Source organism: Arthrobacter sp. GW822-FHT05G07 (genome assembly GCF_058799755.1).
In genome coordinates this window covers 22,415-40,928 of sequence record NZ_JBXALT010000005.1, presented here as the reverse complement: position 1 = coordinate 40,928, position 18,514 = coordinate 22,415, and the positions used below count along the sequence as shown (strand labels likewise).

At 61.5% G+C, this 18,514-nt stretch carries 20 protein-coding genes and 2 tRNA genes; 13 read left to right on the top strand and 9 right to left on the bottom strand.

Translation table 11 applies throughout. The features are described from left to right. Nucleotides 1-37: 37 nt before the first annotated feature. Both pepN and AC1RJY_RS09435 read left to right on the top strand, forming a co-directional pair. Nucleotides 38-2,638 (top strand): aminopeptidase N, encoded by a 2,601-nt coding sequence (gene pepN, locus AC1RJY_RS09440; protein WP_498602291.1) that lies wholly within the window; start codon nucleotides 38-40, stop codon nucleotides 2,636-2,638. A gap of 59 nt (nucleotides 2,639-2,697) precedes the next feature. Further along, nucleotides 2,698-3,177 carry an OsmC family protein gene (locus AC1RJY_RS09435; protein WP_011775064.1) on the top strand — a complete coding sequence of 160 codons (480 nt, stop codon included), beginning with the start codon at nucleotides 2,698-2,700 and terminating at the stop codon, nucleotides 3,175-3,177. Here the strand turns inward: AC1RJY_RS09435 and AC1RJY_RS09430 are convergent. Then, nucleotides 3,174-4,187 carry an NAD-dependent epimerase/dehydratase family protein gene (locus AC1RJY_RS09430; protein WP_210063718.1) on the bottom strand — a complete coding sequence of 338 codons (1,014 nt, stop codon included), beginning with the start codon at nucleotides 4,185-4,187 and terminating at the stop codon, nucleotides 3,174-3,176. The two genes, AC1RJY_RS09435 and AC1RJY_RS09430, sit on opposite strands and share 4 nt — an antisense overlap. 87 nt (nucleotides 4,188-4,274) lie before the next feature. On the opposite strand from AC1RJY_RS09430, the gene AC1RJY_RS09425 reads away from it, so the two are divergent. Beyond that, the gene (locus AC1RJY_RS09425; protein WP_498602188.1) at nucleotides 4,275-4,976 is read left to right on the top strand and encodes a mechanosensitive ion channel family protein; all 702 of its coding nucleotides are present in this window, start codon (nucleotides 4,275-4,277) and stop codon (nucleotides 4,974-4,976) included. Then, entirely contained in the window at nucleotides 4,969-5,457 is a 489-nt protein-coding gene (locus tag AC1RJY_RS09420) for a globin (RefSeq protein ID WP_286176172.1), read from the top strand. The genes AC1RJY_RS09425 and AC1RJY_RS09420 overlap by 8 nt, the downstream gene beginning before the upstream one ends. Here the strand turns inward: AC1RJY_RS09420 and AC1RJY_RS09415 are convergent. Beyond that, nucleotides 5,454-6,125 carry a DUF8185 domain-containing protein gene (locus AC1RJY_RS09415; RefSeq protein WP_011775068.1) on the bottom strand — a complete coding sequence of 224 codons (672 nt, stop codon included), beginning with the start codon at nucleotides 6,123-6,125 and terminating at the stop codon, nucleotides 5,454-5,456. The genes AC1RJY_RS09420 and AC1RJY_RS09415 overlap by 4 nt on opposite strands. A 63-nt stretch (nucleotides 6,126-6,188) precedes the next feature. Between AC1RJY_RS09415 and AC1RJY_RS09410 the strand changes: the two genes are divergently transcribed. Continuing rightward, nucleotides 6,189-7,094: an acyl-CoA thioesterase gene (locus AC1RJY_RS09410; protein WP_011775069.1), complete on the top strand. Its 906-nt coding sequence runs from the start codon at nucleotides 6,189-6,191 to the stop codon at nucleotides 7,092-7,094. Nucleotides 7,095-7,199: 105 nt separating this feature from the next. Here AC1RJY_RS09410 and ettA read toward each other — a convergent pair whose 3' ends face one another. Together ettA and AC1RJY_RS09400 are read right to left on the bottom strand one after the other, a co-directional pair. Then, complete coding sequence (gene ettA, locus AC1RJY_RS09405) at nucleotides 7,200-8,882, bottom strand: energy-dependent translational throttle protein EttA (protein ID WP_011775070.1); 1,683 nt, start codon at nucleotides 8,880-8,882, stop codon at nucleotides 7,200-7,202. Nucleotides 8,883-8,937: 55 nt separating this feature from the next. Continuing rightward, nucleotides 8,938-9,489 (bottom strand): DUF6993 domain-containing protein, encoded by a 552-nt coding sequence (locus tag AC1RJY_RS09400; RefSeq protein WP_286139701.1) that lies wholly within the window; start codon nucleotides 9,487-9,489, stop codon nucleotides 8,938-8,940. 133 nt (nucleotides 9,490-9,622) lie between these two features. On the opposite strand from AC1RJY_RS09400, the gene AC1RJY_RS09395 reads away from it, so the two are divergent. After that, a complete protein-coding gene (locus AC1RJY_RS09395; protein WP_014922049.1) occupies nucleotides 9,623-10,060 on the top strand; it encodes an SRPBCC family protein in 438 nt (145 codons plus the stop codon). A 41-nt stretch (nucleotides 10,061-10,101) separates the two neighbouring features. Here AC1RJY_RS09395 and AC1RJY_RS09390 read toward each other — a convergent pair. Continuing rightward, a tRNA-Arg gene (locus tag AC1RJY_RS09390) sits at nucleotides 10,102-10,174 on the bottom strand. Nucleotides 10,175-10,394: 220 nt separating this feature from the next. On the opposite strand from AC1RJY_RS09390, the gene AC1RJY_RS09385 reads away from it, so the two are divergent. Both AC1RJY_RS09385 and AC1RJY_RS09380 read left to right on the top strand, forming a co-directional pair. After that, on the top strand, nucleotides 10,395-10,946 hold the full coding sequence (locus AC1RJY_RS09385; protein ID WP_011775073.1) for a single-stranded DNA-binding protein: 552 nt from the start codon (nucleotides 10,395-10,397) through the stop codon (nucleotides 10,944-10,946). A 63-nt stretch (nucleotides 10,947-11,009) separates the two neighbouring features. Continuing rightward, entirely contained in the window at nucleotides 11,010-11,633 is a 624-nt protein-coding gene (locus AC1RJY_RS09380) for a GNAT family N-acetyltransferase (protein ID WP_011775074.1), read from the top strand. 15 nt (nucleotides 11,634-11,648) lie between these two features. Here AC1RJY_RS09380 and map read toward each other — a convergent pair whose 3' ends face one another. Then, nucleotides 11,649-12,416: a type I methionyl aminopeptidase gene (gene map / locus AC1RJY_RS09375; protein WP_498602187.1), complete on the bottom strand. Its 768-nt coding sequence runs from the start codon at nucleotides 12,414-12,416 to the stop codon at nucleotides 11,649-11,651. A gap of 164 nt (nucleotides 12,417-12,580) precedes the next feature. On the opposite strand from map, the gene AC1RJY_RS09370 reads away from it, so the two are divergent. Continuing rightward, on the top strand, nucleotides 12,581-13,267 hold the full coding sequence (locus AC1RJY_RS09370; protein ID WP_498602186.1) for a DNA alkylation repair protein: 687 nt from the start codon (nucleotides 12,581-12,583) through the stop codon (nucleotides 13,265-13,267). A 67-nt stretch (nucleotides 13,268-13,334) separates the two neighbouring features. Here the strand turns inward: AC1RJY_RS09370 and mptB are convergent, their stop codons facing one another. Continuing rightward, complete coding sequence (mptB, locus tag AC1RJY_RS09365) at nucleotides 13,335-14,891, bottom strand: polyprenol phosphomannose-dependent alpha 1,6 mannosyltransferase MptB (RefSeq protein WP_193352619.1); 1,557 nt, start codon at nucleotides 14,889-14,891, stop codon at nucleotides 13,335-13,337. Between the two features lie 146 nt (nucleotides 14,892-15,037). Here mptB and orn point away from each other — a divergent pair, with 146 nt between their 5' ends. The 4 genes from orn to AC1RJY_RS09345 all read left to right on the top strand — a co-directional run bounded on the left by orn (nucleotide 15,038) and on the right by AC1RJY_RS09345 (nucleotide 17,397). After that, nucleotides 15,038-15,673 carry an oligoribonuclease gene (orn, locus tag AC1RJY_RS09360; protein ID WP_011775078.1) on the top strand — a complete coding sequence of 212 codons (636 nt, stop codon included), beginning with the start codon at nucleotides 15,038-15,040 and terminating at the stop codon, nucleotides 15,671-15,673. A 132-nt stretch (nucleotides 15,674-15,805) separates the two neighbouring features. Then, a tRNA-His gene (locus AC1RJY_RS09355) sits at nucleotides 15,806-15,881 on the top strand. A 127-nt stretch (nucleotides 15,882-16,008) separates the two neighbouring features. After that, the gene (def, locus tag AC1RJY_RS09350) at nucleotides 16,009-16,581 is read left to right on the top strand and encodes a peptide deformylase (RefSeq protein ID WP_014922054.1); all 573 of its coding nucleotides are present in this window, start codon (nucleotides 16,009-16,011) and stop codon (nucleotides 16,579-16,581) included. 3 nt (nucleotides 16,582-16,584) lie between these two features. Continuing rightward, a complete protein-coding gene (locus AC1RJY_RS09345) occupies nucleotides 16,585-17,397 on the top strand; it encodes an acyltransferase domain-containing protein (protein ID WP_014922055.1) in 813 nt (270 codons plus the stop codon). Here AC1RJY_RS09345 and AC1RJY_RS09340 read toward each other — a convergent pair. Continuing rightward, complete coding sequence (locus AC1RJY_RS09340) at nucleotides 17,382-18,182, bottom strand: HNH endonuclease family protein (RefSeq protein WP_014922056.1); 801 nt, start codon at nucleotides 18,180-18,182, stop codon at nucleotides 17,382-17,384. The genes AC1RJY_RS09345 and AC1RJY_RS09340 overlap by 16 nt on opposite strands. 122 nt (nucleotides 18,183-18,304) lie before the next feature. Beyond that, nucleotides 18,305-18,514 carry a hypothetical protein gene (locus AC1RJY_RS09335; protein WP_014922057.1) on the bottom strand — a complete coding sequence of 70 codons (210 nt, stop codon included), beginning with the start codon at nucleotides 18,512-18,514 and terminating at the stop codon, nucleotides 18,305-18,307.

Sequence of the window (18,514 nt, the reverse complement as noted above, 5' to 3'; positions counted from 1 at the left end):
CTGGAGTGAAAGAATGGCTTCACACCAGCGACCGGCCATGACGGACCGGCCATCCCAAAATCTCCGGAGGCACCACTTGCCAGGCCTGAATCTCACGCGCGAAGAAGCCGCTAACCGCGCCGAACTGCTCAACGTCGAGTCGTACAACGTCACCTTGGACCTGACCCAGGGAGCAGAGACCTTCGGCTCCACCACCGTCGTAAAGTTCTCCGCGGCACCGGGATCGTCAACGTTCATCGACGCCATCACGGCAGCGGTCCACAGCGTTACGTTGAACGGCAACGACCTGGACCCCGCCGAAGTCTCTGACGGCGTCCGAATCCAGCTCCCGGACCTGGCCGCGGACAACGAACTCGTGGTGGTGGCAGATGCTCCCTATATGAACACCGGCGAGGGCCTCCACCGCTTCGTTGACCCTGTTGACGGTGAGGTTTACCTCTACACGCAGTTCGAGGTTCCGGACTCCCGGCGCATGTTCGCCGTCTTTGAGCAGCCCGACCTGAAAGCAAGCTTCACGTTCACGGTCACTGCGCCGTCGCACTGGGACGTTATCTCCAACTCGCCCACTCCGCTTCCGTCCGAGACCGCGCCCGGTGAGGACGGCGGCGCCCGCTCCGTGTGGGAATTCACGCCCACCCCGCGCCTGTCCTCCTACGTCACGGCTTTGATCGCCGGACCTTACCAATCAGTTCGCGCCGAGGTCACCAGCTCCGACGGCCGGGTGATCCCGTTGGGAGTATTTGCCCGTAAGTCCCTCATGCAGTACCTCGATGCGGACAACATCTTCGAGCTGACCCGCCAAGGCTTCGAGTTCTTCGAGGCACAGTTCGGCTTCCCGTACCCCTTCGAGAAATACGACCAGCTCTTCGTGCCGGAGTTCAACGCCGGAGCCATGGAAAATGCCGGTGCAGTGACCATCCTGGAAGGCTATGTCTTCCGCGGAAAGGTCACAGGCGCTCAGATTGAGCGCCGTGCCATCACCGTCCTGCACGAACTGGCGCACATGTGGTTCGGGGACCTGGTGACCATGCGCTGGTGGAACGACCTCTGGCTCAACGAGTCCTTTGCTGAATACATGTCTCACTTGGCCGCTGTTGAGAACACGGAATTCGACCGGGCCTGGACAACGTTCGCCTCCGTGGAAAAGTCCTGGGCCTACAAGCAGGACCAGCTGCCCACCACGCACCCGATCTTCGCCGAGATCAACAACCTTGAAGACGTCGAGGTTAACTTCGACGGCATCACCTATGCCAAAGGCGCTTCCGTACTGCGGCAATTGGTGGCGTGGGTGGGCCCGGAACAGTTCATGGCCGGTGTCCGCACATACTTCGCCAAGCACGCGTGGAAGAACACCGAGCTCGCGGATCTCATGGTTGAGCTCGAAGCCGCCAGTGGCCGCGACCTGGACGCCTGGGGCAAGCTGTGGCTTGAAACCGCCGGAGTGAACACCCTCGCCCCGGAGCTGACCGTCGACGCCGATGGCACCATCACCGATTTCGCGATCCTGCAAACCGCAATCGACGAACAGCCCACTCTCCGCCCGCACCGCCTCGCTGTCGGCTTCTACACGCTCTCCGGGGAAGGCAAGCTGGAGCGCACCCACCGCGAGGAACTCGACGTCGACGGGCCCCGCACCGAAGTCCCCGCCCTTGCCGGACTCTCCCGGCCGGACCTGATCCTGTTGAACGATGACGACCTCGCCTACGCTAAGGTCCGCCTCGACGAGCACTCCCTCGCCACAGCCAAGGCCCACCTGAAGGACTTCGCCGCCAGCCTGCCCCGCACCTTGGTCTGGGGTTCGGCCTGGGACGCTGCCCGCGACGGCGAAACCCCCGCCCGCGGCTACGTGGAACTGATCCTGGCGAACATCGCCTCGGAAACGGACTCCTCGGTGATCCTGGTCCAGCTGCGCCAACTCGCCACCACGTTGACGTATTACGTGGCAGCCGAGCACAAGCTTGCCTCGACGATCGCGGCCGCAGACACACTGTGGGAGCTCGCTTCGTCCGCTGCGGCGGGATCGGATGCCCAGCTGCAGTTCGCCAAGTCATTCGCTCAGCTGGCACGCAGCGCCGGACAGTTTGACCGTATCCAGGCCCTCTTGGAGGGTACGGAGACCCTCCAAGGCCTCACTATTGACCAGGACATGCGCTGGGAACTCCTCACGGCCCTCGTGGCCGGCGGACGGCAGGATCAGGCGCGGATCGACGAAGAACTCGCCCGCGACAACACCTCCAACGGCCAGAACGCCGCAGCCCTAGCCACAGCGGCCATCCCCACCCCGGAGGCCAAGGCAGCAGCTTGGGATTCCATCGTGGTCAAGGGAGACCTCTCCAACGCCTTGCAAGCCTCAGCTGTGGCCGGCTTCATGCGTGTGGCGGACACTGCCTTGTTGGAGCCTTTCGCGGAGAAGTATTTCGAAGCAGTGCCCGGAATCGTCGAGGAACGAACACACGCCTTGGCCCAGCAGATCGTGGTGGGTCTTTACCCTGCACAGCTCACTATGCAGGCCACGGTAGACCGTACCGACGAGTTCCTGGCAGGACTCCCGGAGGAGAGTGCAGCTCTGCGCCGCATGATGCTGGAAAACCGCGACGGCGTGGCCCGTGCCCTGCGTGCACGGGCATCGGACGTCTAAGCCCTGCGGTTCCATCGGGCCCATGCGGACAGTTTTCGCTCCATGGCTAAACTGTCCGCATGGGCCTCAACGAACACCACTACGCTCTTACCGTGCGCTGGACTGGAAACCTCGGCGAAGGTACGGCCAGCTATCGGGGATACTCACGGGACCACGACGTTGAGATCAGCGGGTTGCCCACGTTAAAGGGATCAGCCGACCCCACGTTCCACGGCGACCGGGCACGCTACAACCCGGAGCAACTACTACTTGCCGCGCTCTCGCAATGCCACATGTTGTCCTTCCTGCACGTGGCGGTCAAACACGGCGTGGTTGTCACCGGCTATGAGGACAACGCCGAAGGCCTCATGATGCTCAACCGGGACGGCAGCGGCCAATTCGATAGTGTCACCCTGAAGCCGCACGTCACCATTGCCGATCCCGCCCACGCAAGCCTTGTACCGCAGCTACATCATGAAGCCAACCAGGTCTGCTTCATCGCCCGCAGCGTCAACTTCCCGGTACTCCACGAGCCAACCACGACGGCGGCAGCAGCCTAACGCTCCTCAAGCCGCCACAGTGCCACGAGCCTTTGTTCGGTGTCACGGCTCAGACCTGCTTTGCGTACCCTTTCCAGACCCCGCTGTTTCTCGTCCTCGAGCGTTGCCATGAGCGTTTCCTGCCACGGCCGCAAGACCATGCCCCGCTCACGTGCCGCTTGGTTTGTCCGCGCCTGGAAGCCATCGTGGTCCGCCGGCAACCACAGTGGCAGAGAATCCGGGCCCGCCCAGTAGTCGACGCCGTGGCGCACGAGCCAATCTTCGTCAGGCCGGATAACATCCTGAGCCGCTCCATCACCCACTGCGGTTTCAGCAGCACGCCTCGACTCGGCGATGTAGTCCTCGAACCGCACCACGTCTCCCAGGGCGTTGTAGGTCCCCGTCAATCCTTCCTCAGCGGATTGCAGGATCCACGCCGCCAAGTCCCGGACATCAATGATCTGCGTAGCGTCATCCGGGATGTCCGGTACCAGCACCGTGTCAGTGTTCGCAGCGAATCGGGCCGGCCAGTAACCGTATCTGTCAGTACCGTCCCCCGGTCCGCCAATGAGACCCGATCGAACGATATGCGCCTTCGCTCCCACCGTGGCCAGCGTCATCTGCTCGATCGCTGATTTGGACTCGCCGTACGTGTCCGGGGTGCCTGCCTGACCTTCCGGCAAGGGCTCCAGAAGTGCCGCGGTCTCATCTGCGCCAGGAACCGAGGCATCCGCGTACACGGAGCAACTTGAGACGAACGTCCAATGAGCGGCGGCCGGACCCAGCACGTCCAGTGCCACACGGGCCTGCACGGGATCCCGTGAGACGTCCACCACTTCATCCCAGCCGCCCCCAACCCCCGCGAAGGCCGCGGCACCAGCGGCGCGGTCGCCCCTGACCCAGGTGACGCCGTCGGGCGGGTTTGCTGAACTTCCGCGCGCTAAACAGGTGACGTCATGCCCGGCAGCTACAGCCTGCCGGGCGATTTCTGCTGAAAGGAAGGCGGTACCGCCCAACACCAGGATGCGCATACCGTCACGCTACGGCGCTAGGGTTGTAGGTGGACAGAGTGTTCCGCGCCCGGCGAACACGGGCCGACGACAAGGAGCTATTCCACCTTGACCTCCATCCCCCTGGCGGAAACCATCAACATCGAACCCGAAAAAATCGATCTCATGTCGATCCTCATCACAGTGGGTGTAGGCCTGGCTGTGTGGATCGTTGCACGGTTCATCATCCTGCGGATCACGAGACGGGTGTCCGCGGGCAGTTCGTTTTTCAAAAAGCCGCACTTCAAATGGGTGCAACCCGCCATCCGTGCGCTGGACCATGAACGACGATCACAGCGGGCCGAGACCATCGGTTCACTGCTGACAAGCTTGGTCAGCGTTGTGGTGGTGGTGATCGTGATCATCTACGTCCTCAAATACATGAACGTAGACGTCGCTCCCCTGCTGACCAGCGTCGGCATCCTGGGTGTTGCCATCGGCTTCGGCGCCCAGCAGTTGATCCGCGACTTCCTCGCGGGGATCTTCATCACCATTGAGGACCAGTACGGGATCGGCGATGTGATCGTCACCAGCGAAGTGATTGGTACCGTTGAATCGGTGGGCCTGCGCATTACGCGGGTCCGCGCTGAGGACGGAGCCATCTGGTACCTGCGCAACGGCGAAATCCTCCGCGTGGGCAACCGCTCACAGGGCGACTACGTACCGTTGGAAACACCGGACACCACCGATGAGCCCGGCGCTGCGGCAGCTGCGCCCGTGACAGCAGGCGCATCGCGCGTCACCAAAGCCGAGGAGAAGTCCAATGAGTAACACCGAAGCCGGGCAAACACCAGCGCCGGGGGCTGGGCCCCGACGCCAGCTGATGCAGAACGACCCCTTTAGCCAGCCCGCCTACACGGACAGCTTCTACGCAGCAGTTGGCGGCCATGAAACGTTCGTCAAGCTCATCGATGTCTTTTACGACGGCGTTGCCACGGATTCGTTGCTCCGGCCCATGTACCCGGAAGAGGACCTGGAGCCGGCAAAGCGCCGCTTCCTCATGTTCCTGGAACAGTACTGGGGTGGTCCCACCACCTACGGCGAAGAACGGGGCCATCCCCGGCTCCGCATGCGCCACATGCCCTTCAGGGTGACTCCGGAAGCCAAGGACCGCTGGTTGTTCCACATGCGGACGGCTGTGGACTCCCTGGAGCTCTCACCGTTGCATGAGGGCACTTTGTGGGACTACATGGAACGGGCAGCGCTGACCATGATCAACAGCCCATCGGCCGGCCCCGAGGCTAGGGCCTAGAAACCGAGTCCCAAACCTGCTCCGGTCCGGACCAGCACATGGCCGCGGGGACCGCTCAGGCGGAACCAGCGGCCATTGCGGAAGACCTTCTGCTCGCCCTCGCCCAGGAAACCCAACGCGAAAGCGGCGAAGGCCGCACCTGCCGGCAGTTCATCCAGGCCGGGCAGCTCCCGGCCCCACACTGCCGCCCTCGCGGTGTTGACCACCGCTGCTCCTGCCAAAGCGGGAACGACACCAGCCACCTCCGCAATGCCGGCTTCCGCGGCTGCCTTGAGGTCGGCGTCGAGAACTGTCCCTTGGGCTTCCCAGCCGTTCCGTGGCGCACCAACGCCCGCCCACGACTCAGAAACGGTGGACGGCGGGATGGGCAGTTCCACATCTTCTGCCCCGGACCGGGCCAACCGGTCCATGACCGACGCGAGAGTCACGGTGACGTCGGCTTGGGCAGGCTCAGCGAGGGCCATGGTTCGCAGGCCAAGGATTGTAGGCGTCGATTCGCCCAGAATGCGGGGCCTCAGGACACACACGTAGGAGGCCAGGACATTGCCCGCGGCCTGAAGCCGGATAGCGCCGTCGTCAATGCTCTTAGCCCGGGTGACGAAAGTACGCAGGTCAGCGAGGTCACGAGGATCGGCGAAGCGGAAGGACTGGGTCAAGACGTCTGTCACATCATCGACTCTACCGGCATGTCTCCGGTTGAGAGGGGTTGGGGTGCCGTCTAAAGTCGAACCATGACTGAGACGAACGCTGGCTTCGACGTGGATGCACCCGCAGAAGACCCCATGGAAGTGCTGATTGGCCTGCTGGATCTTGGTGACTTCGACGGCGCCCGAACCAACGAGGACATTTTTCTGGGGCCGTCCCAAAAGCAGCCACGGCATCGCGTTTTTGGGGGCCAAGTGTTGGCGCAATCCATGATGGCCGGAATGCGGACCGTTGAGCCGGACCGGGTGGCGCACTCCATGCACGGCTACTTCCTGCGTCCCGGTGACGCCAACAAACCGATCACCTTCGGGGTGGAGAGGCTGCGTGACGGCCGATCCTTCTCGGCCCGCCGCGTACATGCCTACCAGGACGGTGTGCCGATTCTCTCGATGATCGCTTCGTTCCAGGTGGAAGACAGCGGCCTGGACCATCAGGCGCAGATGCCCGAAGGCATCCCGGACCCCGAATCCTTGCCCAGCACCGCCGAGCTGCTGTCCCACTACGACCACCCCATGGCACGGCATATGTCCTCGGAGCGGCCTTTCGACGTGCGCCACATCGACCCCGCGCTCTATGTGTCCCCACCAACAGATCATGTAGCTACCAACGCTGTGTGGATGAAGACCATGGGTCCCCTGCCTGATGACCCCAACCTCCACCGGGCAGCCCTGGCCTACGCGAGTGACTACACGCTGCTGGAGCCCATTCTCCGAAAGCATGGCCTTGCCTGGATGACACCGGGGATGAGCGTCGCCAGCCTCGATCACGCCATGTGGTGGCACCGGCCCGTGCGTGTTGACGAGTGGATGCTCTACGTTCAGGAGTCCCCCAGCGCCCAAGGAGCCAGGGGACTCGCCACAGGCCGTATCTTCAACCGTGACGGACAGCATGTGGCTACCGTTGCCCAGGAAGGCATGGTCCGGATTCCGTAGGTGCTGACGAGCCGCCTGCCGGCGACGCGATAAGACGCGTTAAGTAGTAAGGCCGGTCCCTGACGGGACCGGCCTTACTACGTTCGTGGCTGAGGCGATCAGACTCTAGTCGCGGGTCAGGCGACGGTGGGTCACGCGGTGCGGCTTTGCGGCATCGGGACCGAGACGCTCAACCTTGTTCTCCTCATAGGAGTCGAAGTTGCCCTCGAACCAGTACCACTTGGACGGGTTCTCGTCGTCACCTTCGTAAGCCAGGATGTGGGTCGCAACCCGGTCCAGGAACCAACGGTCGTGCGAAACCACTACAGCGCAGCCCGGGAACTCGAGAAGGGCGTTCTCAAGGCTGCTCAGGGTTTCGACGTCGAGGTCGTTGGTAGGTTCGTCAAGGAGGAGGAGGTTGCCACCCTGCTTGAGCGTCAGTGCCAGGTTAAGGCGGTTACGCTCACCACCGGAGAGAACACCCGCCTTCTTCTGCTGGTCCGGGCCCTTGAAACCAAACGCCGAAACATAGGCCCGCGAAGGCATTTCAACCTGACCGACCTGGATGAAGTCGTGGCCCTCGGAGACAACTTCCCAAAGGGACTTGTTGGGATCGATGCCCCCACGGGACTGGTCCACGTAGGAGATCTTCACGGACTCGCCGATCTTGAGCTCACCATCGTCCAAAGGCTCCATGCCGACGATCGTCTTGAACAGTGTGGACTTACCCACACCGTTGGGCCCAATGACGCCGACGATGCCGTTGCGGGGCAGCGAGAAGGAGAGGTCTTCGATCAGTACCCGATCGTCGAAACCCTTCTTCAGGTTCTTGGCTTCAATGACCAAGGAACCCAGGCGCGGTCCCGGCGGAATCTGGATCTCTTCGAAGTCCAGCTTGCGGGTACGCTCGGCCTCTGCAGCCATTTCTTCATAGCGTGCCAGGCGGGCCTTTGACTTGGTCTGGCGGCCCTTGGCGTTGGAGCGCACCCACTCAAGTTCCTCGGTAAGGCGCTTGGAAAGCTTTGCGTCTTTCTTGCCCTGGACCTCGAGGCGGGCTTTCTTCTTCTCCAGGTAGGTGGAGTAGTTGCCTTCGTACGGGTAGAGGTGGCCGCGATCGACTTCTGCAATCCACTCAGCTACGTGGTCCAGGAAGTAACGATCGTGAGTCACGGCAAGTACAGCGCCGGGGTACTGAGCCAGGTGCTGCTCCAGCCAAAGTACGCTCTCGGCGTCCAAGTGGTTGGTGGGCTCGTCAAGAAGCAGGAGGTCAGGCTTCTGCAGGAGAAGCTTGCACAGCGCTACGCGGCGGCGCTCACCGCCGGAGAGGACCGTGACATCGGAATCAGCCGGCGGGCAGCGCAGCGCGTCCATGGCCTGCTCCAGCTGGGAATCGATATCCCAGGCGTCCGCAGCGTCAATGGCTTCCTGCAGCTTGCCCATCTCGTCCAGGAGCGTCTCGTAGTCCGCATCCGGGTTGGCCATTTCTTCGGAGATCTCATTGAAACGCTGGATCTTGCCGTAAATCTCGCCAACGCCCTCCTGGACGTTGCCAAGGACCGTCTTCTCCTCGTTCAGCGGCGGTTCCTGCAGGAGGATGCCCACGGTGTAGCCGGGGCTCAGGCGGGCTTCGCCGTTTGACGGGGTGTCCAGTCCGGCCATGATCTTCAGGATGGTGGACTTACCAGCACCGTTCGGGCCCACGACGCCAATCTTCGCGCCAGGGAAGAACGACATGCTGACATCGTCCAGAATAAGTTTGTCGCCAACGGCCTTGCGAGCCTTGGTCATCGTGTAAATGAATTCCGCCATGCCCTTAAATCTAATGGGTAGGCGTACTTAACTCACATTCGGGCGCTGCGGTGAACTAGCGGGAGTCTCCCACGAAGCATTTTCCGGTGGCCAGTACGGGCAACACCGTAACCACCACTCCGCCGTCGCGGATCTGCCCCATAACGCAGCTCTCCCCCGCCAGTGCTGCAGCTTCCATGGCGTCAACCTCAAGACCAGTGGGCGTACGGCTTACTGAAACCTCCACATTGGCTTCGGGGATGCCTGCTGACACCAGGGCAGCACGCAACGTTTCACGGTCGGGCTTGGGGTTGCCCGCGGCCAAGGTTTTCAGCGTTGACTCCACCGCTGACGTGGTCGCCACGACAGCGGGATCAGCGGGGGCGGTCGCTTGCGGAATGGTGGAAGCGTCCGGGCTGGTTGTGGCCTCCGGACTGGTGGAGTCTTCCGGGCTGGTGGAGTCTTCCGGGCTGGTGGACGGTGACGCGGGCTGACCGGAGGATGACGTGGCCGGTGGTGTGCAGGCCGTCATCGTCAACGCGGCCGCGATGATCAGCGAGAGTCCGGCGACGCGGACTTTCCATGCGTCTGCTGCCCTGCTGTTTGCCTGTGCGGTTCGCCTGCTCATCACGTAGCCATTCTGCCATCCACAGTGGAGTGCCATTCACGTGGCGTGCTGACCGGCGTAGCGTTTCCCAGACGAGGTTCAGCGTGTTCCCAAAGGAAGATCAGCAGGCAGCACAAAAAGGTGGAGCGGCACTATGAGTGGACAAATCCGGGATGCGGTCGCACAGATCACCGTCTCTTCGTCGCGTGAAAAGGTTTGGGAAGCGCTCACTGACCCTGCCCTCATCCGGCAGTACTTCCTGGGAACCAAGATCACCACCACCTGGCGGGTGGGCGATGCGATTACGTACTCCGGCGAATACAATGGCAAGCCGTACCAGGACAAGGGCTCAATCCTTGCTTTCGATCCCCCGGAGTTGCTGAAGACCACGCATTACAGTCCGGCTTCAGGGCTTCCTGACGTTCCCGAAAACCACCACACCGTGGAGTACAGGCTGGCTGAGGAAGCCGACGGAACAACGGTGACCATCAGGCAAGGCAACAATTCGAGCGAGAAAGAAGTGGAGCAATCCACCGCTACTTGGCGGTTGGTTCTCCAAAATCTCAAAGAATTTCTGGATTCAGGGCCATAAGGGACATCCCCCTTGGACATTGCTCCAAGGGGGATGTTCTGTGCCCCAGGAGGGAATCGAACCCCCGACCGGCGGATTAGAAGGCCGCTGCTCTATCCCCTGAGCTACTGGGGCGCACTGGCGCCGTCACCACCATGGGTCGCTGGCGCCACAAAGAGTTTACAGTGCGATCGGCAAGCTGCTTGCCACCTTCACGGGACCCGGCTCTTCTCCTCCACAGCCGTCGCAGAGCCGGGGTTATTCACATAGGCGTAAATGACACTCCCCTCCCGGACTTCTCTGGATAAAGCTGAAAGAGCCGGACAGGCGCTTCCCTATATCCAGAAGGACCACAATGAATGACATGATCACCGTCCGGGGCTTCGTAGCCTCGGAGGTCAAGAGTTCCACTACTACGCGCGGCACGTCCACCGCATCGTTCCGGCTGGGAACAACGGAGCGGCGCTACGACCGCGCCACCAACACCTGGGTGGACGGAAACACTAACTGGTACACGGTTCAGTCCTTCCGATATCTTGCCGGACACGTTGGATGCAGCGTAAAAAAGGGTCAGCGGGTCCTCGTCGTGGGGAAGCTTCGGTTGCGGCAATGGGAACATGAAGGCCGCGTCTATCACGTTGCCGAAATCGACGCCGAATCAGTGGGGCATGACCTCATGTGGGGTTCTGCAAACTTCACCCGAATGAGCGGCACCGCAGCCCCCGCCGATGCACCGTCAGTGGAGACACCCGGTACCCCCGACCGCAGCAACGAGTGGGACTCCGATGACCACGAGCACGTTCCTCCGGAAGACGAGGCCATCGAAACCGACGTCGACAATCCTGATGGCAGCGGTCCTCTGCTGGTCAACAGCACAACAGGGGAACTGGTGGGTGCCGGCGTTTGACCGTCACACCAGGTATCACGAGTCTGCGGGACCAGCCCCGCGGCTCAGACCTATTCTGGGACCATGGCACACAACCCTGCTGCTTCGAGAATCGAGACAACTCCTGCTACGTGGGCGGCTGTTGAAGAATTGTTCGGAACCAAGGGCGAACCCTCCCGGTGCTGGTGCCGGTGGTTCGCCCTGACCGGAAAAGAGTGGGCCAGCACGTCGCCGGGTGATCGGCGGGAATTGTTGAAATCAGCGTTCCAGTCCGGTCCGGCGCCGGGCGTCATGGCGTTCCGGGATGACCGTCCGGTCGGCTGGTGCGCAGTGGAATCGCGAGCGAATTATCCGCGTCTGAAGCGATCCCAGGTACTCAGGGCAGCGGCAGATCCGGTCATAACGGACCGGCTCGATCTGTGGGCGGTCAGTTGCTTCGTCGTCGCACCGAACCACAGGCGCACGGGCGTGTCCTCCGTGCTGCTCGCTGCGGCGGTGGAACATGCGTTCAACAACGGTGCAGACATCATTGAGGCTTATCCGGTGGACACGGCTCAAAGGACCAAAGCGGCGGCTTCGGACCTGTTTCACGGCTCACTTTCCCTTTTCACGGCTGCGGGCTTCAGCCCAGTGTCCGAGTCAGTTCCGGGCCGACCCGTAGTGCGGCTGGAAAAGGTCGTGCCTAACAAAGGCGGAGCGGCCCGATAAGCGGGGAAACCCCGGCTACGGCAGTGTCAGGATCATCGGCCCCTCAGCCGTGATGGCAACAGTGTGTTCGCTATGGGCGGCGTGTCTCCCGTTTGCCGAACGAAGAGTCCATTCGTCCTCATCGTGGTAGTAATCGTCCTTGCCGCCCAGGATCAACATGGGCTCAATGGCAATAACCAGGCCTTCTTCGAGCTTCATGCCCCGGCCGGGCCGTCCGAGGTTGGGGACGGGAGGTTCGGCATGCATTGTCCGGCCTATGCCATGCCCGCCATGATCAGCCAACAGCCCGTATCCGGCACGTTTCGCTTCTCCACCGATCGCATAGGCAAGGTCGCCCATTTTGCTGCCTACCCGGGCTGCGTCGATACCGCGCGCCAGTGCGGCCTCTGTCGCTTCCACCAGCTCGTGATCCTCCGGCTTTCCCGTCCCTACGACGAAGCTGACCGCCGCATCGCCGCACCAGCCTTCCAGGAAGGCGCCGCAGTCAACACTGAGCAGATCGCCGTCCTCGAGTACGTATCCGTTCGGGATCCCGTGGACCACGGCGTCGTTAACGCTGGTACAGATCACACCGGGGAACGGCACCGCCGCCCAACGTGGGTGGTAGTCAAGGAAGGCTGGCTTTGCGCCGGCATCGGAGATTACGGCGGCGGCGACGTCGTCGAGCGCTTTCAATGAGACACCCACTTCAGCTTGCTCCCGCACGGCGGACAGGGCATTGGCCACCACGCGACCGGCCTCGCGCATCATCGCGATTTGGTCCGGTGATTTCAGCATTGACATCGAGATTCCTCCGTTGTTGCCGACATGAGTGCAGGGATTAATTGACCGTGCAGGGACCTCTGTTTGAATACGCCCACTCTACGGCGGCCGTACAGCAGGAGCGAGGGCCACAATGCAGTACTCGTCCAAAGGATTCCGCCCCTCCTCCGTCCTAGAGTTGTGACATGACCATCAACGACCTCGTGCAGTCGATCCGATCAACGCTCCGCTCGGCCGGTGATGCCGAACGCGGGCTCGGAGCCCAGGCTTATTTGAAATCCGATATGCCTTCTTGGGGTGTCCGGGTCCCGGAGGTACGCAGAATAGTAAAGGAAGCCGCGAAGCAGTTTCCGGTGAAGACGCCGGCTGAGCTGCAGGAGGCCGTCCTCCAGCTGTGGCGCAATGCGGAGGCCCGTGAAGAGCGGTACGCAGCCATCGACCTGACGGGCCTGCGCATGGTCAAGGAAGACCTGCAGATGCTGCCCATATACGAGGAAATCATCCGCACGGGTGCATGGTGGGACCTCGTGGACGGGGTCTCACATCGGATTTGCGCGCTCCTGCTTTCCCACAGAGTCACCATGACCCCGATACTGCTGCAATGGTCCCGGGACGACGACATGTGGATCCGGCGGGCGGCCATCACTGCTCAACTGGGGGCGAAGTCGAAAACTGATCCCGCCCTGTTGGCAACGATCATCTCCTGGAACCTCAGGGACAACGAGTTCTTCATCCGTAAGGCCATCGGATGGGCGCTCCGTGAATACAGCAAAATAGATCCTGAATGGGTCAGGACATTTGCTTCCAACAACGCGACCACCATGAGTCCGTTGTCCACCCGCGAGGCATTGCGGCTGCTGCCGTCAGGCTGAGCTGGAATGCAGCCGGCCTCCGCCTCCGGCGAGCCTCCGCCTCCGGCGAACCTCAGATAGGCGAGCCTCAGATAATGGGGCGAAGACCGGCTTCGTCCCGCACACGGAACAAGCTCTTGGTCTTCGGATCCACAAAGATCAGGTAGATGGCGAACAGGAGCCCAATGAGGGCTGCAGCGCAACGCGCCAGGATGATGGCAAGTCCCAGGTCCTCGCTTTGAAGGTAAGGGAACACGTCCAGCTGGTCTGAGATGGCGTAGACCATGAAGAACGAGACGATGAAGTAGAGGGCCTTCACCTGCCAGTCGTTGCGGATGCCGGTCACGGCGAAAAGCGGTATCAGCCACACCACGTACCAGGACTGAATCATGGGGGCCAGTAGGACGATCGCCGCAAAGGCCAGGGTAAGGCGGCGCATCAGGCGATCGTAGTCGCCCCGAAAAATCAGCCAAGCCACCGCTGCAACCATCAGTACTTTACCGGCGTCGTAAACCAACTTTGCCAAGGCCCAGCCGTCCAAGCCAAAAGCATTGAAGATCACGGCAACAACCATTCCGATGAGACCGACAGGCGCGTACCAGATCCAAACGCTTCCCGGAGCTGAGAGACCGTTGATCCACCCAAATCCGAATCCGTTGACGAGGCTCAAGGCGTAGAGGAGCCCGAAGCTCAGGGCCGCAGTCAGGAACCAGTAGAGGAATTTGCGCGGCCACGAGGCATCCTTGCCGGCCCACAGAAGTCCGATGAAGGGGAGGAATACCACCGTGATCGGCTTGACCGAAATGGAGAGCGTGACCAATACCAGCCCCCGAATGACACGGCGGGTGGCGCAGTAGTACAGGCCCGCCAACGCCAGCCCAATCATCAGGGCGTCGTTATGGACGCTGGCAATGAAGTTCGTGAGGAAAAGCGGGTTGGCCGCCGTCAGCCATAAGGCCCTGTGAGGATTCACGCCGTGCAGTTCCGCCAGCTTCGGCACATAAATTATGCAGAGGATGACACCCGCGGCGGCAACAAGACGGAAAAGCATGATGCTGGCTTCGGGCTGTACGTTGGTCACCCACACTACAAGCTGCTCGATCCACAGGAACAGCTGACCGTAGGGAACCGGCGCTTCAGTCCACATTTTGTCGGCGCCCAGCTGGAAGTAGTTGGGCAGGGCCGAGATCCCGTTTTCGTAAGGATTGATGCCTTCCACCATCAACCGGCCTTGGCCGATATACGCGTAAACGTCCCTGCTGAAAAGGGGAACGGTAAACATCATGGGCAGGCCCCAGGCCGCTACAGCCTGCAGCGTGGCTTTTCGGGCTTCCAATCCCCACACCCGGACCCGCTGCCCCAGCCTTAGCCAGGCACGGACGAGCAACATGCCACCGATGGCGAGCAAAACTATGGACAGTGCGACGCCAACACCTTCAGTGCGCATCCAGATGAAAAGCGGGAGGCGACGAAGTTCGGAGACCGGAGCAAGCCAACCAACGCCCAATGAGCCGAACACCAGGAACATCGAACCAACGAAACCGGCGATCAATGGCGAACGTGCGTTATCCACCTCGCTGGCAACAGCGCCGGCTGACGGCTTTGCTGTCCCTGCCAACTGGGCGGCGGGTACTGGCACCGTCATGTGGTCGTCATCCAATCGTTCACCCGCTGGTTCGGGTCAAAATTCTGCGTCATGGGGGCGTTCGGCAACAGGATGAAACGACACTGCCGCGCTCAAAAATCGTACCATCGGAGCACTTGGAAGCCACTGAGGGATAGGCTGGGCGCGTGCCTATTACTAATGAACGCATCGTCTGGATCGACTGCGAAATGACCGGCTTGGATCTCACGAACGACGCCTTGATAGAGGTCGCCGCGTTGGTGACGGATTCCGAGCTCAACATTCTGGGCGACGGCGTGGACGTCGTCATCAAGCCGGACGACGCCGCGCTGGAACAAATGAACGACTTCGTGCGGGACATGCACACCCGCTCCAAACTTCTGGACGAGCTTCCCCATGGCAAGACCATGGCCGAGGCAGAAGCGCAGGTCCTTGAATACATCGAGAAGTGGGTCCCGGATCCCCGCAAGGCTCCGCTGGGCGGAAACTCCGTGGGAACAGACCGCATGTTCCTGGCCAGGGACATGCCCAACATCGTGGAGCACCTTCACTACCGTGTGATCGACGTCAGCACCATCAAAGAGCTCTCACGCCGCTGGTTCCCGCGTGCGTACTTCCAGTCCCCCGCCAAGCATGGCGGTCACCGCGCCCTGGGCGACATCAAGGATTCCATCGACGAACTCCGGTACTACCGCCAGGCTGTCTTCGTTCCGGCGCCGGGACCCGACACCGCCACGGCGCAGCGCATTTCCAAGGACATCATCGCCACTGCGGAGGTCTTGGGATCCAGCGAAAAGGTGTGATCTGCGCCATTTTTCAAGGTTTTTTCGCCAAAACCGGCAAAAGTGGACTTTGCACCCCAAAACAGCAGGTAAGCTATTTGTCGTTGCCTTGAAGGAAAGCCGGTCAAACGGTTCAGACCAAAAAGGCACATGGTGGGCTTAGCTCAGTTGGCAGAGCGCCTGGTTGTGGTCCAGGAGGTCGCGGGTTCAACCCCCGTAGCTCACCCCACCGAGATTGGCTCCAGAGCCGGTTTCCACAAAGGCCGCACCGGTTATCCGGTGCGGCCTTTGCTTTTAACCTCAAAGCGGACCAAGGCCGCTCCCGGACTACAGCGCTAGACGAAGGAAAAACTGACATGACCGTCCTGCCAGTCACTATTTGGGGCGAACCTGTTTTGCATCGCCGGGCAAGCGAAGTGGAGGTTTTCGACGACGAGCTCCGCGCCTTGATCGCAGACATGTTCGAGACCAATGACGCTGCCAACGGGGTTGGGCTCGCCGCCCCTCAGATCGGCGTGGGAAAGCGCCTCTTTGTCTACAAGTACGCCAACGACGACGACGTCCCGGAGCAGGGCGTGGTGGTCAACCCCGTGCTGACGCTTTCCAAGGTCTCGGGCGCTCTTCCGGATCCCGACGAGCATGTTGAAGGCTGCTTGTCCTTCCCCGGCGAGTATTACCCTTTGCAACGGGCTGAATGGACACGGGTTCAGGGTTTTGACGGCAACGGCAACGCCTTGGATTTCGAAGCGACAGGCTGGTTCGCCAGAATCCTGCAACACGAGTTCGATCATCTGGACGGCAAACTGTACGTGAACCGCCTTGTGGACCGGTACTCCAAGAAGGCGTTGAAGCAGGCCAAGAAGAACGGCTGGGGTGTTCCTGGACTGACCTGGATGCCTGGCGTCGATCCCGATCCGTTTGGGCACTAAGCCATGGCCACCAGCCCTCACGCGGAGCTTTTCGAGCTCCTGGACATCACCGGCGAAGATGCCGCTGAATGCGCGCACCTTTTGGAGACGCCTCCGGATGAGCCTGTTCTTCAGGCAATGGAGGCGATGCAGGAGAGGCTTGGGGCCTTTCCGGTGGACAGCATCCGGGCAGACGGTGCCGCGGAGACGGTCTGGATCGAAGCCCTGCTCCGCTTCGCACCGTCAGTTCACGCATACCACCTGGATCTCGGAATTAGTCCGGCTGTGTCGGCTGCGTCCTTGGCAGACCTGGGTTTACAGCTCCGTATCAACCGACGAGTCCACGGCCATTTTGGGCTGGACACGTGGAGCTGGCTCACGCTGCACATGGCCGGCAATTTGTTCCGGCTTGGCCGGCTGCAGTTCCATTTGGTTCCAACCGACGGCCAGGGTTCAGACTGGGTTCTTGGCGTCCATATCCCCGAAGATGGAGGCCTCTCCCCCACGTTGGTGGATGCCAGCTTTGCCGAGGCGAGCTCTTTCTTCCCCCGGTATTTCCCCGACAAACCTGCCCGTAAGGCGACGTGCGATTCCTGGATGCTGGACCCGTATCTGATTGAGCGCCTGCCGGACAGCAACATTGCCTCGTTTGCCCGCCGCTTCACGCTGGACCGTTGCACTGATGCCCCTACGGATGCCGTCTATTTCACCTTCAGGCAACGGGGACTGGACAACCTGGATAGGCTTCCGCGGGAAACCTCACTCCAGCGCGTGGTCCTGGAACGGATCGACGACGGCGGCACCTGGCAACTGGGGCACGGTCACCTGGCACTGTAGATGGTTTGCTGGTCCGGGCAAGAGGACAGGACCCGCTTCATGGCATCCTTTTCGGCCTGCGTAATCCACAGCTGATACGCCGCTTTCACCGAGACTTGCCGGGCGACGTAATGGCAGCGGAAATTCTTGTTGGCCGGCAGCCACGTGGCGGCGTCTCCTGCACCCTTCTTGACGTTGGCGGGACCGTCCGCGGCGATCAGGTTCAGCGGATCGTTTGCGAACATTTGCCGCTGCTGAACAGTGAGCTGCTGGGCCCCTTTCTGCCACGCGTCGGCGAGGGCCACCACGTGATCGATTTGAACGGCGGCACTGGTGTCCTGGCCTCTTTGGAAGGTCACTTGTGCCCCTGTGTAGGGTTCGTGAAAGCTACCACCGGCGACCTTGCACGATGAACCCTCCGTGAATTCGACGCCCGAGAGGTCCCTCCGCAGGATGTCGTTTCGTGTATCGCATCCGTTACGGTCAGCGTCCGCCCAGGCTTGACCGAAAGCGGCCCTGTCGTAGTCCGTTTTTGCCGCCCGCCCTTTGACCGGGAGCCGCTCCAGGGCGTCGCTTGCCCTCTCCGGGGTAACGGGCGCCGCACCGCGAAGGGGTTTCATCCAACCGGGTTTGTAGACAGGGGCTTCGCTTGGGCCGACTGCCCACGGTTCAGCGGTACTGAATTGTCCGGTGGTGAAAAACCAGGACAGCCCTGCCACGATGGTGGCGGCCGCCAGTCCAAGAATGGCCCACGCTTGACGTGACCTTCTCCGGGCGCGCTTGTAGGCAGACCATGTGGTACTCAAGAGACTCCATCCAGTGGGGCAGGCAATGTCCTATGAGCGTAGGACAGGGCCCCGACAGTCAGAGCCGATATCCACAGTGTGTAGGAGAAGTCACACTGCGGGCATGGGGCTTTCTCAGCGGCCTATTGCTCACGCATTACACGCTGAAGGTCCTCCGTTGCCACCGCAAGGAGGCCACGCAACTGTTCAACGCGCTGATCCGTGACGTCACCGGCCGCGTTGGCTGCGATGGCTTGATCCAGAAGTTTCTGGGCTTGTTTGTGGTTGGCCTTCGCTACGTCCAGGGCGTGCTCCAGCGTGGTCTCATGTTCCAACGTTGATTCGTTTTCCAT

Excerpts from the sequence above, each read along its gene's own strand:
- pepN (WP_498602291.1), top strand. The coding sequence starts at position 38 with ATGACGGACCGGCCATCCCAAAATCTCCGGAGGCACCACTTGCCAGGC.
- AC1RJY_RS09435 (WP_011775064.1), top strand. The coding sequence starts at position 2,698 with ATGGGCCTCAACGAACACCACTACGCTCTTACCGTGCGCTGGACTGGA.
- AC1RJY_RS09430 (WP_210063718.1), bottom strand. The coding sequence starts at position 4,187 with ATGCGCATCCTGGTGTTGGGCGGTACCGCCTTCCTTTCAGCAGAAATC.
- AC1RJY_RS09420 (WP_286176172.1), top strand. The coding sequence starts at position 4,969 with ATGAGTAACACCGAAGCCGGGCAAACACCAGCGCCGGGGGCTGGGCCC.
- AC1RJY_RS09410 (WP_011775069.1), top strand. The coding sequence starts at position 6,189 with ATGACTGAGACGAACGCTGGCTTCGACGTGGATGCACCCGCAGAAGAC.
- ettA (WP_011775070.1), bottom strand. The coding sequence starts at position 8,882 with ATGGCGGAATTCATTTACACGATGACCAAGGCTCGCAAGGCCGTTGGC.
- AC1RJY_RS09400 (WP_286139701.1), bottom strand. The coding sequence starts at position 9,489 with ATGAGCAGGCGAACCGCACAGGCAAACAGCAGGGCAGCAGACGCATGG.
- AC1RJY_RS09395 (WP_014922049.1), top strand. The coding sequence starts at position 9,623 with ATGAGTGGACAAATCCGGGATGCGGTCGCACAGATCACCGTCTCTTCG.
- AC1RJY_RS09385 (WP_011775073.1), top strand. The coding sequence starts at position 10,395 with ATGAATGACATGATCACCGTCCGGGGCTTCGTAGCCTCGGAGGTCAAG.
- AC1RJY_RS09380 (WP_011775074.1), top strand. The coding sequence starts at position 11,010 with ATGGCACACAACCCTGCTGCTTCGAGAATCGAGACAACTCCTGCTACG.
- map (WP_498602187.1), bottom strand. The coding sequence starts at position 12,416 with ATGTCAATGCTGAAATCACCGGACCAAATCGCGATGATGCGCGAGGCC.
- AC1RJY_RS09370 (WP_498602186.1), top strand. The coding sequence starts at position 12,581 with ATGACCATCAACGACCTCGTGCAGTCGATCCGATCAACGCTCCGCTCG.
- mptB (WP_193352619.1), bottom strand. The coding sequence starts at position 14,891 with ATGACGGTGCCAGTACCCGCCGCCCAGTTGGCAGGGACAGCAAAGCCG.
- def (WP_014922054.1), top strand. The coding sequence starts at position 16,009 with ATGACCGTCCTGCCAGTCACTATTTGGGGCGAACCTGTTTTGCATCGC.
- AC1RJY_RS09345 (WP_014922055.1), top strand. The coding sequence starts at position 16,585 with ATGGCCACCAGCCCTCACGCGGAGCTTTTCGAGCTCCTGGACATCACC.
- AC1RJY_RS09335 (WP_014922057.1), bottom strand. The coding sequence starts at position 18,514 with ATGGAAAACGAATCAACGTTGGAACATGAGACCACGCTGGAGCACGCC.